Below are 14,285 nucleotides of genomic sequence, written 5' to 3'. Positions count from 1 at the left end.
TTATAGAAAAAATCAAAGTGGGAGTTTTAATCATGAAATATTTATTACAAGTTGATTTTACAATGGACGGGCGATTCGGTGAAGAAATGTCCGAGGCATTCGTTGATTTAGCGCAAAGTATTAACGAAGAGTCGGGTATGATTTGGAAGATTTGGACTGAGAATGCTGCGACTAAAGAAGCTGGTGGCATATATTTATTTGAAACCAAAACAGATGCTGAGAAATATTTAACTATGCATTCAGAACGATTAACAAGTTTCGGCATTACCGATATTCGTGGGAAGATCTTCGAGGTGAATGAAGTATTATCAGCAATTAATAATGCTCCAATTAAATAGTTAGCTAAAGCTAATTAGGCTCATAATTGGCAGTATTATCAACTAAATAATTAAAAACAGAGAACATGAGATTGTGATTTAACAATCTCATGTTTTCGTTTTTTGTTTTCAATAATAATTTATTACTTGCAAAATATGTATGTTGTGTATATATTGTATATAAAGTATATATACATTATTTCGAAAAGGGGTATTTGCCTTAAAGAGCTCAAGGAAATGCTTACATTATTGCATACGGAGGGTGAAAGATGGAAAATGTCATTGAATTACAGCATGTTCATAAATCTTTTAAGGGATTTCAGATAAAGGATTTCTCTATTAACGTAAAAAAGGGCTTCGTAACCGGATTTATCGGGGGAAATGGTGCAGGGAAGTCTACAACAATCAAATTGATTATGAACTTGCTGCAGCAAGATAGCGGTACTGTTTCAGTGTTTGGCATGGATTATAAGAAGCATGAAAAAGAAATAAAGGAACGTATTGGTTTTGTCTATGATGAAAATGTCTTTTATGAATATGTAACGTTAAAGGATATGAAAAGGATTATTAAACCAGCTTATAAAAACTGGGATGATGACGCCTTTCAACGTTATGTTGATCAGTTTGAATTACCATTAAACAAAAATATGAAGACCTTTTCGAAAGGAATGAAGATGAAAGCTTCGTTAGCCATAGCTCTAGCTCATCATGCAGAATTAATTATTATGGATGAGCCAACTGCGGGGCTCGATCCGATATTTCGTAGAGAGTTACTAAATATTCTACATGAATTGATGCAAGATGAAGATAAAACGATTTTCTTCTCGACACATATAACAACAGATTTAGACCGAATTGCGGATTATATTACCTTTGTTCATAACGGTGAACATATATTCACGAAGGAATTTTATAAGATTGAAGAGGAATATGCCATTGTCAAAGGGACATTGAATTTATTGGATCAGGAAACGGAAAGAGAGTTTGTTGCAATTCGAAAAACGAACACAGGCTTTGAGGCATTAACAGCGGATAAAAATCGTGTGGCAAACATATTTGGGGATTCTGTCATTGTGGAAAAACCAACGCTTGAAGATATTATGTATTATACGAAAAAAGGGTGGTAATGGGATGGTTAATCTAATAATAAAGGATGTTTTAATACAAAAGAAAATAATTTTACTGTACATTCCTATTATAATAATCCTTTTATTGGGAAGTATGAGTTCCCCGTTGTATTTCGGGTTTATATTTAGCATATTATTTATAATGACTAGTTTCTCTTATGATGAAAAAGATAATGCTAATATCCTTTTTAATTCGCTACCTTACACGAGAAAGGAAATTGTCAGTTCAAAATATATAGGTTCTCTTGTATTTACACTAGGGTTTATATTCATCATTTATAGTAGCAATTTCCTCTTAAATGGAAAAGGGATAATGTTTTTATGGAAAGAAATCCTGCTTATTATTGGTCTTGTAATGGTCGCTATTTCATTCATGTTTCCAATTTCTTATAAATTTAAAATGAAAAATTTGCCAATCGTTGCAAGTGCTTTAGTCGGTATCTTGCTGCTAATAACTACTTTTTTTATTCCTAATTTATTTGGTGAAATAAGAGAGCTGACTCAAAAGTTTCTGACCTTACAAGAAACACAAATGTATTTCGTAGCTATCTTTACAATCATTATTTTATATGTTGGATCATGGCTACTATCTATTCGAATATATACGAGAAAGGCTTTTTGAAATAAAACAGCTTGAGCCCGTTGATGTAGGCTCAAGCTGTTTAAGTACGCTTAAACAAAAAGTCCCATATAATAAAATCTGAGTATCGCCGACCTTGACTTCCGATGTCGATGTAACAAATAACAGTGTACAAATGGGCTAAACATTATTTTCGTGAGGCAGAAAATTATACTCTAAACAATAGACAATGTAATCTTTATGTGGAAAGACATTATAAATCTAAATGACTATATATTTCCCTGAATGTCCAAGCATAAGTACAACTGACGAATAATTAGCATGCTGAAATAAAAACTGCTCATGCTAACGGAATAACCATCGTCTTCTGTGCTGATCACATAAAAATAAAGAAGAGGTATTTGCATGCAAATTATTATTTCAAACAGCTCAAAAGAACCGATTTATGAGCAAATTTATACTCAAATCAAAAAGCTAATTTTATCAGGTGAATTACAAGAGGGGCAGTCATTGCCGTCTATGCGACAGCTTGCAAAGGATTTAGAAATTAGCGTTATTACAACAAAACGCGCTTATGAAGAGCTAGAGAAAAACGGATTTATTTATTCTATTGTGGGGAAAGGTTCGTTCATCTCAGAACAAAATAAGGAAATGATGAGAGAAAGAAAAGTAAAAGTAATCGAAGAAAATCTATTGATTGCCATTCAAAATGCTAAAGAAATGAACATTGGCTTAGCAGAGCTCAAAGAAATGCTCACACTATTGTATTCAGAGGATGAGTGATGGAGACAGCTGTTAAATTAGTGTGGTGAATATATTTGGAGATACGGTTATTGTGAAAAAGCCTACCCCCGAAGATAGTATGTAATATACGAAAAAAGGAAGGTAATTGGATGATTAACCTTATACTTAAGGATTTTTTAATACAAAAGAAATTAATTTTATTTTACATTGCTACTATAATAATCTACTTATTGGCAGGTGTACCCCTAATATTTTTGGGATTTCTTTATAGTGTAATATATATACTAAATGCTTTCGCTTACGATGAAAAAGACAATGCTAATATTTTGCTCAATTCTCTGCCATATACGAGAAAGGAAATTGTCAGTTCAAAATATATAGGTTCACTGATATTTACAACATTATTTGTTTTCATGATTTATGTAGGAGATTTCCTCATAAATGGAAAAGGGGTTCTTTTTATTTGGAAAGAAATGTTGCTTATTATTGGTCTAGTTATGGTCGCTATATCATTCATGTTTCCAATCTCCTATAAATTTAAAACGCAATATTTATTGATTGCTTCAGGTGTTTTATTTGGTATTTATATGTTAACAATTAATTTACTAGTTCCTATAAATGATATATTAAGAGAACTAACACGAAAGTTCTTGACTCTACAAGAAACGCAAATGTATTTTGTAGCTAGCATTACGGTTATTATTTTATATATTGGGTCGTGGCTACTATCTGTTCGTATATATGAGAGAAAAGCTTTTTAAAATAAAACGGCTTGAGCTCGGGCTCAAGTCGTTTTTGTACGTTTAAACGCAAGTTTCCATAGAACGAAATTCGTGATGACAAGCACGATTAAGTAAATGATTGCCCCATAAGTAATATGAGTAGTCAGGAAGTAATGCAGTCCCGCTAGAGCACCTAATGGGATAAGCAATATAAGAGTTTTCCAGCTCTGGGCATCGCCAACTTCATTATAGGGCTTTGTGAAAGGAATCTTGCTTCCCATGCCGATGTGACAAAGGACGGTGTACATGCAGCTTGTTACTAAAACAATCAATAAATCTGGGATAATTCTCGTACCATAAATGAAGCAGAAAATGATGCTTAGAAAAATATACAATGGAATATACAACTTAATCAAAAATGCTTTTAAGCTACCTTTTTTCAAGTTTGTATAATCTTTGATTGGAAAGACTTTATAGATCCAAGCCGCTTTATATTTTCCTGAATGTCCGAGCATAAGCACAGCTGACGGAATAATTAGCATGCTGAAATAAATATTTAAATAGCCCATGCTAACGGCATAGTCAACAGCTTCGGACCTTGAAAAAGTAAACATAAAAATAAATGGAATGACAAAAGAAAATCCTAAAGATGGATATACTTTCAGTTTAAACTCTCGCTCCTGTTTCATCATAAGAGAGGCGAAACGGTAGAAAGCCCTTTCTTCATTAGTTCTACAAATGATTGTTAACAAAAGCGTTTTAAGTCGATTGTTCTTCTCTTTTTTCGACTTGCTTGTGTTTAACAGTTTTTGCAGATTACGTTCAAAGGTTGGAATCAGCTTTAGATAAAGCCATATCGAGATGATTGGCATGACGACAGCAAATATACTGAATACCACTGTAAATAAAGAGGTGTCACCGTTTAGCAGTAGTTCATAAGGAGCGGAAAACCACATAGGAATTAGAAAAATACTCCACCAATGAAACACTACCACCATATCAAAATTAACGAATTCAAAGGACCTAATAAGAACTTGATAGCCAATCATCAACATTAATGATAAGCCGATTTGTACATAATTGATGATGTCTTTCAGCTTTTCTCCATCAAAGAATCTTAAAATAGTAATATATAAAATAGCAGTTAAAACAACTATAAAAATATTAATTAAAACTAGTAAGAGCACAGTTAAAATAAAGAATACAAATCCTTGGTTATATAGGCCCACCATAAGGGGGATGGCGGTAAATGCAATAGTTAAATACGTTAAGTAGATGAAAATATGCATAAATTTCGCCGCATTGATCGTTTTAGCAGAGATAGGCTTAGTCGATAGGATACTTCTGTCCCGTACATCCAAAAGTACCGAAGAAAAATCAGAAATCAATGTTGTCATGATGATAAAAATAATCATTGCATAAGCAATACTCATCTGGAAAAGATAGTTTTGACCAAATCCCATAAAAGGAACTAACATAAGTCCCATTAAAATATAAATCCATAAAGATTTGATGTAGCCATTTTTTTGCTCTTTCTTGTTTTTATTTGATGCTTGGTTAAATATTGTCGGTACTTTACGCTCATCCATTGTTAGTTTAATATGGAGGATCTTTCTCATGATCTCGTAATCGATGCCCATTTTCACAAAAACAAATTGAATCTTATCAAGTAGTTGAAGCGTTTTGAAATCTTTCATGATCATACCTCTTGTACAATAGAAACGAATTTCTCACCAATTTCCTGATGATCATGGAAGCCCGTCAATTGGTTGAAAATCCTTTCCAGAGTCCCTTCGGTATTGTCTGCCTGTAGTTGGGCAAATGTCCCATCGGCAGCAATTTTCCCATCATTAAGCAGGATGATGCGACTACTGATTTTTTCGACAACATCCATAATATGAGAGGAATAAAATATTGTTTTTCCTTGGGCAGCCAGTTGAATCAAAATCTCTTTAAAGATCATCACACTATTCGCATCTAATCCATTGATCGGTTCATCTAAAAATAACAAATCGGGATTATGTATAAGGCTAGCGATAATTAATAGCTTTTGCCGCATCCCTTTTGAATAAGAAGATATCCTTGAATGATACGCTTCTCCAACACCAAACAATTCCATTAAGGATTTTGATTTATCCGCAGCGATCTCTAATTCAAGGCCATAAAGCTGGCCGATGAAGGTTAAATACTCATAACCAGTTAAATTATCATAAACATCTGCTATTTCTGGTACATAGCCAATTCTCCGTCTATATTCAATGCTGTCTATTCCAATATTCTCTCCGAAAAGCTTAATTTCGCCACCGTAATCGCCTTCGATCCCTAAAATGATTTTGACAGTGGTACTTTTACCTGCGCCGTTCGGGCCGATGTAACCAATTATTTCCCCTCTTGAGACGTGCAAGTCAATTCCTTTTAATATTTCCTTACTACCATAACTCTTCGTCAAATTCGTAATCGTCAAGATTTCTTCCATGTTGCAGCTCCTTTCTGCTTATCCTACATTAACGTGCAGTAATTTATCTGGTACCGCCTGTAAAGGCACGATCGGTGAAGGATGAAGAAAATCCCCCTCCGATAAAAGTTTCAATTTATCTTATGTTTAGTGTAAATAATTTAGATAAAATATCCATAAATATAATATAACATTTAAAAGTGTAGAAATATCCCTATTGTGAAATAGAATCGATTCATTTCCAGTATTGACTAACTATACCTTATAATAGATAGATATAATATTTTGTTTTTTAACATGTAATAGGTGCAAACGGGAGGCGTAAAATGCTAATCAAATCAAATGAACAATTGCTAGTTGTATTAGATAATTTATTACGTGAACCGCAAAATTTTTGGGATGGATTTTATGATCAAACATTTAAAACAGTACCTTTTTTTGTTAATAAACCTGATGAAAATCTAGTAAGCTACTTTGAAAAAAAGGTGATTCGGCCAAATAGAGTTTTAGAGTTAGGTTGTGGCGCAGGACGAAATGCCATTTACTTAGCAAAGCAAGGTTGTTCAGTCGTTGGTGTTGATATATCGGATCATGCATTGCAATGGGCACAAAAAAGGGTTGATGAAGCAAACGTAAATGTAGATTTCATTTGTGCTAATATTTTTGAACTGAATTTACAAGAAGAGAGCTTTGATTTTATTTATGATTCAGGCTGTTTTCACCACATAGCCCCTCATCGTCGTGTGACGTATATTGAATTGATTCACAAATTATTAAAGCCTAATGGTTACTTCGCTTTATGCTCATTTGAGGAACATGGTGCATATGGTGGTTCTGCTATCTCAGATGAAGAAGTTTATATAAAACGTAGCTTAGAAGGCGGATTAGGGTATACAAAAAATGAACTAAAAGAAATATTTCAATCATTAGAAGAAATTGAAATACGGAAAATGATAGCCGTGTCTGATGAAGATCAATATTTCGGTTTAGAAGGGTTTTTAGTAGGTTTATTTAAAAGGAATTTATGAGAAGGTAAGAGAGGCTAGGTCCTTTCAATTATTCCCGGGAAATAAATACGATTAATTGCTTAAAGAACTGGCTGATAGAAAGGACTTCAAAATGTATTTTTAATCCTCAATTATAATTAGCCTATTATAGGTGCAATTCTTCATTTTGAAGGATTGCATTTTTTCGAGCTAGAAAACCATACCATAAGGAAGGGAAAATCCCTATACTGTGGACCTTTTGAGTGAGTTACAGTTATGTAAAAATAAAGCAAGGGGGTTAAGGAAGTGTTTAATGATTTTAAGCTTATAGGTAATCGTCCGGTTTATATTCAATTAAAAGATTATTTAAAAGAAATGATTATGAAGGGACACTTGCTGGAGCATCAGAAGCTTCCATCTACCCGTGAACTTAGTAAATTATTATCGATCAGTAGAAATACGGTACTGAATGCATATGCAGATTTAGAGCAAGAAGGCATGATCTATGCAGTGAAAGGAAAAGGGAATTTTGTAGGGAAAGTCGAAACGTTGAAAGCTTCATCTATCGAATTTAATTGGAAGGAGAGGTTGAATAATGTTACCTTGTTAGCTGATGAATTAGATTTAATGAAGCAAGATATTCACTGGGAAAAAGGCATGATTTCCTTCAATAGTGTTGCCCCCGAAGAAAAGCTTTTTGATGTTGAAAATTTTAAAAGAGCTTTTCTGACCCGGATGTCCCTTGAAGGAGATATCGTGTTGAATTACGGGTACGCAAAGGGCTATAAACCTTTAATCGAGTACCTTCTTCACTATATGGAAATGAAGGGTGTAGATATTTCCAATAAGGATATTTTAATTACGAATGGCTTTACCGAGGGATTGGATATTTTATTATCTTCCTTAGCAAAAAAATCTGGGCGTGTCATTTGCGAAAATCCAACTCATCATGCTGCATTAAAGCTTTTTCGCTTACATGGATTTGACATCCACGGAATCGACATGAAGGATGACGGTATCGATATTGAACAAGTTGAGAAAAGCTTATTGGAAAAGGAATTTGATTTTGCCTACTTAATCCCGTCCTATCATAATCCGACAGGTATTGTTACATCCTCTGAAAAAAGAGCTGAAATTATTAGGCTTTTTTCACAATATCGAATTCCGATTGTGGAGGATGGCTTTAATGAGGAATTACGTTATTCAGGCTCACATTTAGCACCGTTAATGACCTTTATCGGTGAGGGCAACAATGTTATTTATATCAGTAGCTTTTCTAAAATTCTTTTTCCGGGATTACGTGTTGGGTGGATATTAGCAGATAAGGAACTCATCCACTGTTTGGAAAGTATGAAAAGAGCCCGTACAATTCATACATCGACATTAGATCAGGCAGTACTTTATCAGTATTTACAGGATGGTTATTTTGAAAAATATTTAAAAAAGGCCAAGTTCGTATATAAGAAAAAATATGAACTAGCACGTCAAGCCTGCCATCAATACATTCCTTTTAAAAGAATGACAGGAGATGGTGGACTTCATCTCTTTATTGAGCTGGAAAAAGGAATGAATGCTCGTACACTATTGGAAAAGTGCTATCAAAAAGGAGTCGTCTTTTATCCTGGTGATGTTTTTTACAGCAATGGCGAAGGTAGTAACACCTTTCGATTAGGATTTTCTCGGCTCAAAGAAGAGGATATTGTGCGTGGTATTAAGATTATTGGTGATACCTTGAAAAATGAAATGGGGAGTTGAACATATGAAAGTTGGCGTTATTATGGGGGGCGTTTCCTCAGAAAAGCAGGTCTCTATTATGACAGGGGAAGAAATGATCGCTCATTTAGATAAGAGTAAATATGAAGCGGTAGCTATTAAAGTAAATGACAAGGCAGAGCTTATTGAAAAGGTGAGAAATATCGATATTGCTTTATTAGCACTACATGGCAAGTTTGGAGAGGATGGCACGATTCAAGGTGTACTAGAAACTATGGGCGTTCCATATACAGGTAGTGGTATACTTTCAAGCAGTATTTGTATGGATAAAAATATTTCGAAAAAAATTCTACGTTATGAGGGCATTGAAACACCGGATTGGCTTCATCTTTCGAATATCAATGAGCTTCAGTTCGATGAATTAGACAAAATGGGGTATCCGTTAGTAGTTAAACCTAATTCGGGTGGCTCCAGTGTAGGGGTAAAAATAGTTTATGATAAAAATTCTTTAATCACTTCGGTTGAGGAAGTATTCAAATGGGATGCAGAAATCATTATTGAAAAATATATAAAGGGTGAAGAGATAACATGCTCCATTTTGGACGGGGAGCTATTTCCGATTATTTCAATTCGCCATACAGCGCAGTTCTTTGACTATAAAGCGAAATATGAGGATGCCGCTACGATAGAGGAGGTAGTAGAACTTCCGCCTGCCATACATGAACGTGTTGCTGAAGCCGCAAAAGCTTGCTATAGCGCATTAAAATGCAGTGTTTATGCCAGAATCGATATGATGATCAAGGATGGAATCCCGTATGTCATGGAGGTTAATACATTGCCTGGGATGACAAAAAACAGCTTACTCCCAAAAAGTGCATCCTCGGCAGGAATTACTTATACGCAACTTTTAGATAGGATTATTGAAATTTCCTTGGCTCATCGGATGCTCCCAGGGAAGCGCCCAGCCGGAACGGAAATCGACCCTACGTTATGATGGACTAAAGTATGTTCAATAGAAAAAACACCTCTATGTTGATTTTTAAAGGGATAATCCCTAGTTTCAACAAAAGGTGTTTTTTCAGTTTCTTAATTACGCCTTAGATAATTCAATAAATCCATGTCCAAAAACATCTCTTACATCATGAATAGCAATAAAGGCATCCGCGTCTATTTCTTTGACGATTTTCTTTAGTTTTACAACTTCCTGTTTACTAATGACAATATACAGAATTTCTTTTTGCTCCTTCGTATAATAGCCATGGCCTGATAGGACCGTCACGCCTCGATTCATAAAACCATTCACATGACTGGCAATCTCTTCTGGCTTTTTCGAAATAATCGTAACTGCCTTTTTCGGGTTTACACCTTCAATAACAAACTCCATCACCTTTGTTCCGACATAGAGCATAATGACAGTAAGCATTAATGCTTCTGCTCCGATAATAAAGTAAGATGAAAAAGCAACTATTAAATCAAAAAACAATAAACCGTAACTAATACTCCAGCCTAAATATTTGTTCGTCATTCTAGCTAAGATTGTTGAACCTGCTGTTGTTCCACCAACTCTTATAATTAGGCCTATACCAACTCCAGCAAACACCCCGCCAAAAATAGCATTCACAATAATTTCATTTGAAGAAATCGACCACGATTCTGTTAAATGTAAAAACAGTGAATGAAGGGATACTGCGATAATCGTATAAATAGTCATTTGCCTACTTAAAAATTTATAGCCAACTACTAATAAAGCTGCGTTTAACACAAGGCTCACAATACTTGGCGACCATCCGAACAAATAATAAGCAATGATTGTTACACCTGTTACGCCACCTTCACCTAAATCATTAGGTATAACAAATAAGTTTACAGCAAGTGCAAAAAGCAGCGCTCCGACCGTAATCATTAAAAAATCCATACTGAATTTCTTCATATACACACCACCAAAACAAATTGATTTTTTCCTAAATACATACTATATCAAGTTCTACACATTTTATATACTTTTTGGAATGTTTGTTTATGATAAATCTATAATTGTTAGTATGTCCTTTATTAGAGAAAAAGTCGAATTGAAAAAAATCGTTCATGAAACTGACATCCGCCGGAAGCTATAACTTCTTTCAGCGGATGTTTGGATACCCGCTGAAAGAAGTTAAACATCTATGTGGAATCATACTGAAATCAGCTTATAATATATACTATATCCGAACTTGAAGTTGAAATTATTTAAAAAGTAATCTTTAAAACGGGGATGTGAAATAATTTGGGAAGGAATATATATATAGAACAAATAATAAGGGGTGTTAGAAGCAGTTATGGATCAATCTTTAGCAATTCGTAATATTAAAATGAGTTTGAGAATATTAAATGTATTATTAATAGCTACTATAGTAATCATATCATCGTGTATCTTATTGCTCTTTGGTTTATTAGTTGTAGCTTTAACAGTCTCTGGTGAGAAGTTTAGTAAACTAGTTTTAGATTCTAACATTGACATTTCTTTTAAATTTAATGGAATAACTGTTTTATTAAATAAAGATATAATGAGTAATTTTGTTTATGATAAAAGTGAAACAATCATATTAATTTTACTCTTGATGATCTTTACTTTGATTTTTATGTCAATTTTTATTTTATTATGGAAATTTGTTAAATCAGTAATTGTTGGGGATGTATTTACTCTTAGAAATAGTAAAAGAATAGAGTTAGTGGGATATAGTTTATTAATTTTAAGTTTTTTTAGTAATACGGTTCAAGCATACTTAGTTTCAACGGTATTACATATGTTTTTAAACAATAATGAATTACAAAATATTGAATGGATTCAATCAGTTTCTTTTAGATTTTTTGATATAAATTGGAGCATACTACTATGTAGTTTTATAGTTTGGACAATTGGTAAGATATTTAGATATGGCTCTTTTTTACAAGAAGAGTATGATGCAACAGTATAGGAAGTGAAGAAATTGGCGATTATCGTAAGATTGGATCGTGTATTAGCTGATAGAAAAATGCAATTAAGTGAGCTTGCAGAAGCAGTAGATATATCGATTGTCAATTTATCGAATTTAAAAACGGGGAAGGTAAAGGCAATACGTTTTTCCACGTTAAATGCAATTTGTAAAGTATTGCATTGTCAACCAGGCGATATTTTAGAGTATGCTGAGGATGAGGATACCTTTGAGTAAAAAAATTATATTGTTTTTTTCTAAAATGACTTCAGTATTTTACTGAAGTCATTTTAGATTTTGTAAGTCGTACTAAAGGATGGAAATGCGTAATACGTACATTTCTTGAACAAGTTGCATAGGATATCCCTATAATGTGTGAGGGGATTGAGAAAATGTACTACATTCCTTATTACGGAAACCTGCCTATGTATAACTATGGAGATCAGCTTGTTTATTGGGCACCTCCTTATCAGGTAGGGTATGCGAATAGAGCTGAACCTTCTCGTTTTTCCAATGGTGAAAGTATTGCATTAAAAGATTATGGAGCTCAGCCATTTGTCATCAATCTCGAAAATGCGGCTAAGCAAAACGATACGTATCGTACTGCTCTTTGGACGGGAAAGAACTTACAAATTACTTTAATGAGTATAAATGTTGGTGATAATATCGGTTTGGAAGTACACCCAAATGTGGATCAATTTTTATATATTGAACAGGGTGAGGGATTTGCTCAAATGGGCCCTAGTAAAAACAATCTAAACTATGAAAGAAAGGTCTATGAAAATTATGCCGTAGTAGTGCCTGCTGGAACATGGCATAACGTCACAAATACAGGGAGTATACCACTAAAGCTTTATTCGATATACGCTCCTCCAAACCATCCATTCGGTACAGTACATGTTACTAAAGCAGACGCTGAGGCAACGGAAGCAGGCTACGGTCAGGGCAATCAATAATAGATATTAGATATTTTGAAAGGTTGAAGCATTCCCTCGAAAATACAACCATAACGAAAAAAGACAACTCCTACTTAGAGAAGTTGTCTTTTTTGTCGTCGTTTAAATGAAATATATATAGATAATAAGCCATTCAATGTTAAAAGAGTAACCAGTGTTATGGCCAAAAATGCAATATCAGGAGCAAAATATCTAATAGTGTGCCAAGGTGTTCCTGTACTATAACTTAATAATGGAATGGAGATAATGGCCAAAACTAAAAGTATAAGACCGAGTATACCCAACACGCCTCTTTTGTTCACATTTTTAGCTTTAACTTTTATTAGAAGATAAATAAACATCACAAAAAGTAAACATAAAATAGCAATTGTTATGACTTGAGAAGTAGGTTTATATTTAGGCGCATTAACGGGCTCTTTTCCATTTAAAATGTCGATAATCCCTTGTTTCAAGTATAGAAGTGATTTTTCCTCTAATATATGACTTTTGTTAGTAAGAATCACACCGCCCCAATCGGTTTCTGGTAGATAAAATACTTCTGAGCGTGCGTCAGGATTTGAACCAGAATGCCATATCATTTCTTCTTTAGATTCTGGATATGAGATTCGTACACCAAGGCCATAATATCGATATTGACTAGTTTGAACAAACGGCGATATATAAAGGTTCAACGCATTTTTACTTAAAAAATTGTTATGTTCATGGTGACTAAGAAGTTTAATGTACTGCACCATATCTGATGCACTTGCAGTAATATATCCATATGGTGTCCCACCATTATCATATGTGACTGCGCTTTTTACAGGGTGACCAAGCCATGATTGATAACCAGATAAGTATCCTTTTTCATAGGCCATGCTACTATTAGCGGCTGCATTTTTCATCCCTAATGGAGAAAAAACTTGTTCCTCCATATATTCAGAAAATGTTTGATTGGTCACTTCTTCGATGAGAGCTCCAAGAATAGAAAAGTTAGCATTGCTATACTGATGCTTTTCTCCAGGAGCAGCAGTTAGCTTCACATTCGATAAACTTTTTACATTTTCCTTTATAGCACTCAAATCATTAGATTCGTTGTCCGATATAGATAAGCCAGAATAAGTGCTTATCCCACTTGTTTGTGTAAGTAACTGTTTGATTGTTATTTGAGAAGCGGCTTGTTTATCTTTCAAGGTAAACCATGGCATATACTTTTGAACTGGATCATCTAATTGAATGATGCCTGCATCTACCAATCTCATGATGGCTAAGCCCGTTAGTGATTTACTAATAGAGCCGACTACAAATGGAGTTTCGGCAGTTACCTTTTCTTCGGATTCTCCCGTTACGCCCCACGATTTGGAATAAAAGATATCATTTTTATGAACAATAGCAATAGATGCCCCTGGAATTCGCTGCTCTTCTAAAAAGTTTTCAACATATTTATCTATAGTACTCTTAATGTCTTGTTCCGCGGCTTCTGTGGAAATTTGTGAGACTGGTTGAAATAGATAGAACGGAATTAATAATAAACATACTACAATAGCTTTATATATTGGGATTGTTTTCATTTTTGTTTTCACCTATTTCCTTTAAAATTTTCCCTTTATAATCATGACCTTTAATCCATGAAGTAAATTTACAAAAATATACACTTCTTTATAGTATATGATATTTGTTGTGTATACTATTCGAAAGAACGTTGTCTTTAAAAGCAACATACGGATATTTTCATATGATGACTTTCCTTTTTCA

General features: G+C 34.0%; 15 protein-coding genes. 11 read left to right on the top strand and 4 right to left on the bottom strand.

Annotation, left to right across the window (positions count from 1 at the left end):
• The first annotated feature begins 32 nt into the window (after nt 1-32).
• The 5 genes from ABH968_RS21980 (at nt 33) to ABH968_RS21960 (ending at nt 3,529) form a co-directional block, all read left to right on the top strand.
• Nucleotides 33-338 (top strand): monooxygenase, encoded by a 306-nt coding sequence (locus tag ABH968_RS21980; protein ID WP_370047449.1) that lies wholly within the window; start codon nt 33-35, stop codon nt 336-338.
• A 248-nt stretch (nt 339-586) separates the two neighbouring features.
• Nucleotides 587-1,444 carry an ABC transporter ATP-binding protein gene (locus ABH968_RS21975; RefSeq protein ID WP_370047448.1) on the top strand — a complete coding sequence of 286 codons (858 nt, stop codon included), beginning with the start codon at nt 587-589 and terminating at the stop codon, nt 1,442-1,444.
• A gap of 4 nt (nt 1,445-1,448) precedes the next feature.
• Complete coding sequence (locus tag ABH968_RS21970) at nt 1,449-2,066, top strand: ABC-2 transporter permease (RefSeq protein WP_370047446.1); 618 nt, start codon at nt 1,449-1,451, stop codon at nt 2,064-2,066.
• A gap of 363 nt (nt 2,067-2,429) precedes the next feature.
• On the top strand, nt 2,430-2,807 hold the full coding sequence (locus tag ABH968_RS21965) for a GntR family transcriptional regulator (protein ID WP_370047444.1): 378 nt from the start codon (nt 2,430-2,432) through the stop codon (nt 2,805-2,807).
• A gap of 110 nt (nt 2,808-2,917) precedes the next feature.
• Nucleotides 2,918-3,529: an ABC-2 transporter permease gene (locus ABH968_RS21960; RefSeq protein WP_370047442.1), complete on the top strand. Its 612-nt coding sequence runs from the start codon at nt 2,918-2,920 to the stop codon at nt 3,527-3,529.
• 23 nt (nt 3,530-3,552) lie between these two features.
• Here the strand turns inward: ABH968_RS21960 and ABH968_RS21955 are convergent, their stop codons facing one another.
• Nucleotides 3,553-5,187, bottom strand: coding sequence for a hypothetical protein (locus ABH968_RS21955; protein WP_370047440.1), 1,635 nt, complete (start codon nt 5,185-5,187; stop codon nt 3,553-3,555).
• 2 nt (nt 5,188-5,189) lie between these two features.
• Complete coding sequence (locus tag ABH968_RS21950; RefSeq protein WP_370047439.1) at nt 5,190-5,966, bottom strand: ABC transporter ATP-binding protein; 777 nt, start codon at nt 5,964-5,966, stop codon at nt 5,190-5,192.
• Between the two features lie 305 nt (nt 5,967-6,271).
• Here ABH968_RS21950 and ABH968_RS21945 point away from each other — a divergent pair, with 305 nt between their 5' ends.
• The 3 genes from ABH968_RS21945 (at nt 6,272) to ABH968_RS21935 (ending at nt 9,638) form a co-directional block, all read left to right on the top strand.
• Nucleotides 6,272-6,973 (top strand): class I SAM-dependent methyltransferase, encoded by a 702-nt coding sequence (locus ABH968_RS21945; protein WP_370047437.1) that lies wholly within the window; start codon nt 6,272-6,274, stop codon nt 6,971-6,973.
• A gap of 264 nt (nt 6,974-7,237) precedes the next feature.
• Nucleotides 7,238-8,686, top strand: coding sequence for a MocR-like pyridoxine biosynthesis transcription factor PdxR (pdxR, locus tag ABH968_RS21940; RefSeq protein WP_370047435.1), 1,449 nt, complete (start codon nt 7,238-7,240; stop codon nt 8,684-8,686).
• A gap of 4 nt (nt 8,687-8,690) precedes the next feature.
• Nucleotides 8,691-9,638: a D-alanine--D-alanine ligase gene (locus ABH968_RS21935; RefSeq protein ID WP_370047433.1), complete on the top strand. Its 948-nt coding sequence runs from the start codon at nt 8,691-8,693 to the stop codon at nt 9,636-9,638.
• Between the two features lie 96 nt (nt 9,639-9,734).
• Here the strand turns inward: ABH968_RS21935 and ABH968_RS21930 are convergent, their stop codons facing one another.
• Nucleotides 9,735-10,574, bottom strand: a complete 840-nt coding sequence (locus ABH968_RS21930; RefSeq protein WP_370047431.1) for a YitT family protein — start codon at nt 10,572-10,574, stop codon at nt 9,735-9,737.
• A gap of 385 nt (nt 10,575-10,959) precedes the next feature.
• On the opposite strand from ABH968_RS21930, the gene ABH968_RS21925 reads away from it, so the two are divergent.
• The 3 genes from ABH968_RS21925 (at nt 10,960) to ABH968_RS21915 (ending at nt 12,551) form a co-directional block, all read left to right on the top strand.
• Complete coding sequence (locus tag ABH968_RS21925) at nt 10,960-11,598, top strand: DUF2975 domain-containing protein (protein ID WP_370047429.1); 639 nt, start codon at nt 10,960-10,962, stop codon at nt 11,596-11,598.
• Nucleotides 11,599-11,610: 12 nt separating this feature from the next.
• On the top strand, nt 11,611-11,832 hold the full coding sequence (locus tag ABH968_RS21920) for a helix-turn-helix domain-containing protein (RefSeq protein ID WP_082337327.1): 222 nt from the start codon (nt 11,611-11,613) through the stop codon (nt 11,830-11,832).
• Between the two features lie 155 nt (nt 11,833-11,987).
• The gene (locus tag ABH968_RS21915; RefSeq protein ID WP_370047427.1) at nt 11,988-12,551 is read left to right on the top strand and encodes a cupin domain-containing protein; all 564 of its coding nucleotides are present in this window, start codon (nt 11,988-11,990) and stop codon (nt 12,549-12,551) included.
• Nucleotides 12,552-12,625: 74 nt separating this feature from the next.
• Here the strand turns inward: ABH968_RS21915 and ABH968_RS21910 are convergent, their stop codons facing one another.
• The gene (locus ABH968_RS21910) at nt 12,626-14,101 is read right to left on the bottom strand and encodes a serine hydrolase domain-containing protein (RefSeq protein ID WP_370047425.1); all 1,476 of its coding nucleotides are present in this window, start codon (nt 14,099-14,101) and stop codon (nt 12,626-12,628) included.
• Between the last annotated feature and the right edge of the window lie 184 nt (nt 14,102-14,285).

This window comes from Lysinibacillus sp. RC79 (assembly GCF_041262405.1).
In the GTDB taxonomy this organism is placed as follows: domain Bacteria; phylum Bacillota; class Bacilli; order Bacillales_A; family Planococcaceae; genus Lysinibacillus.
Note: the sequence above shows the minus strand (reverse complement) of the source record. Positions and strands in the feature narration are given on the sequence as shown.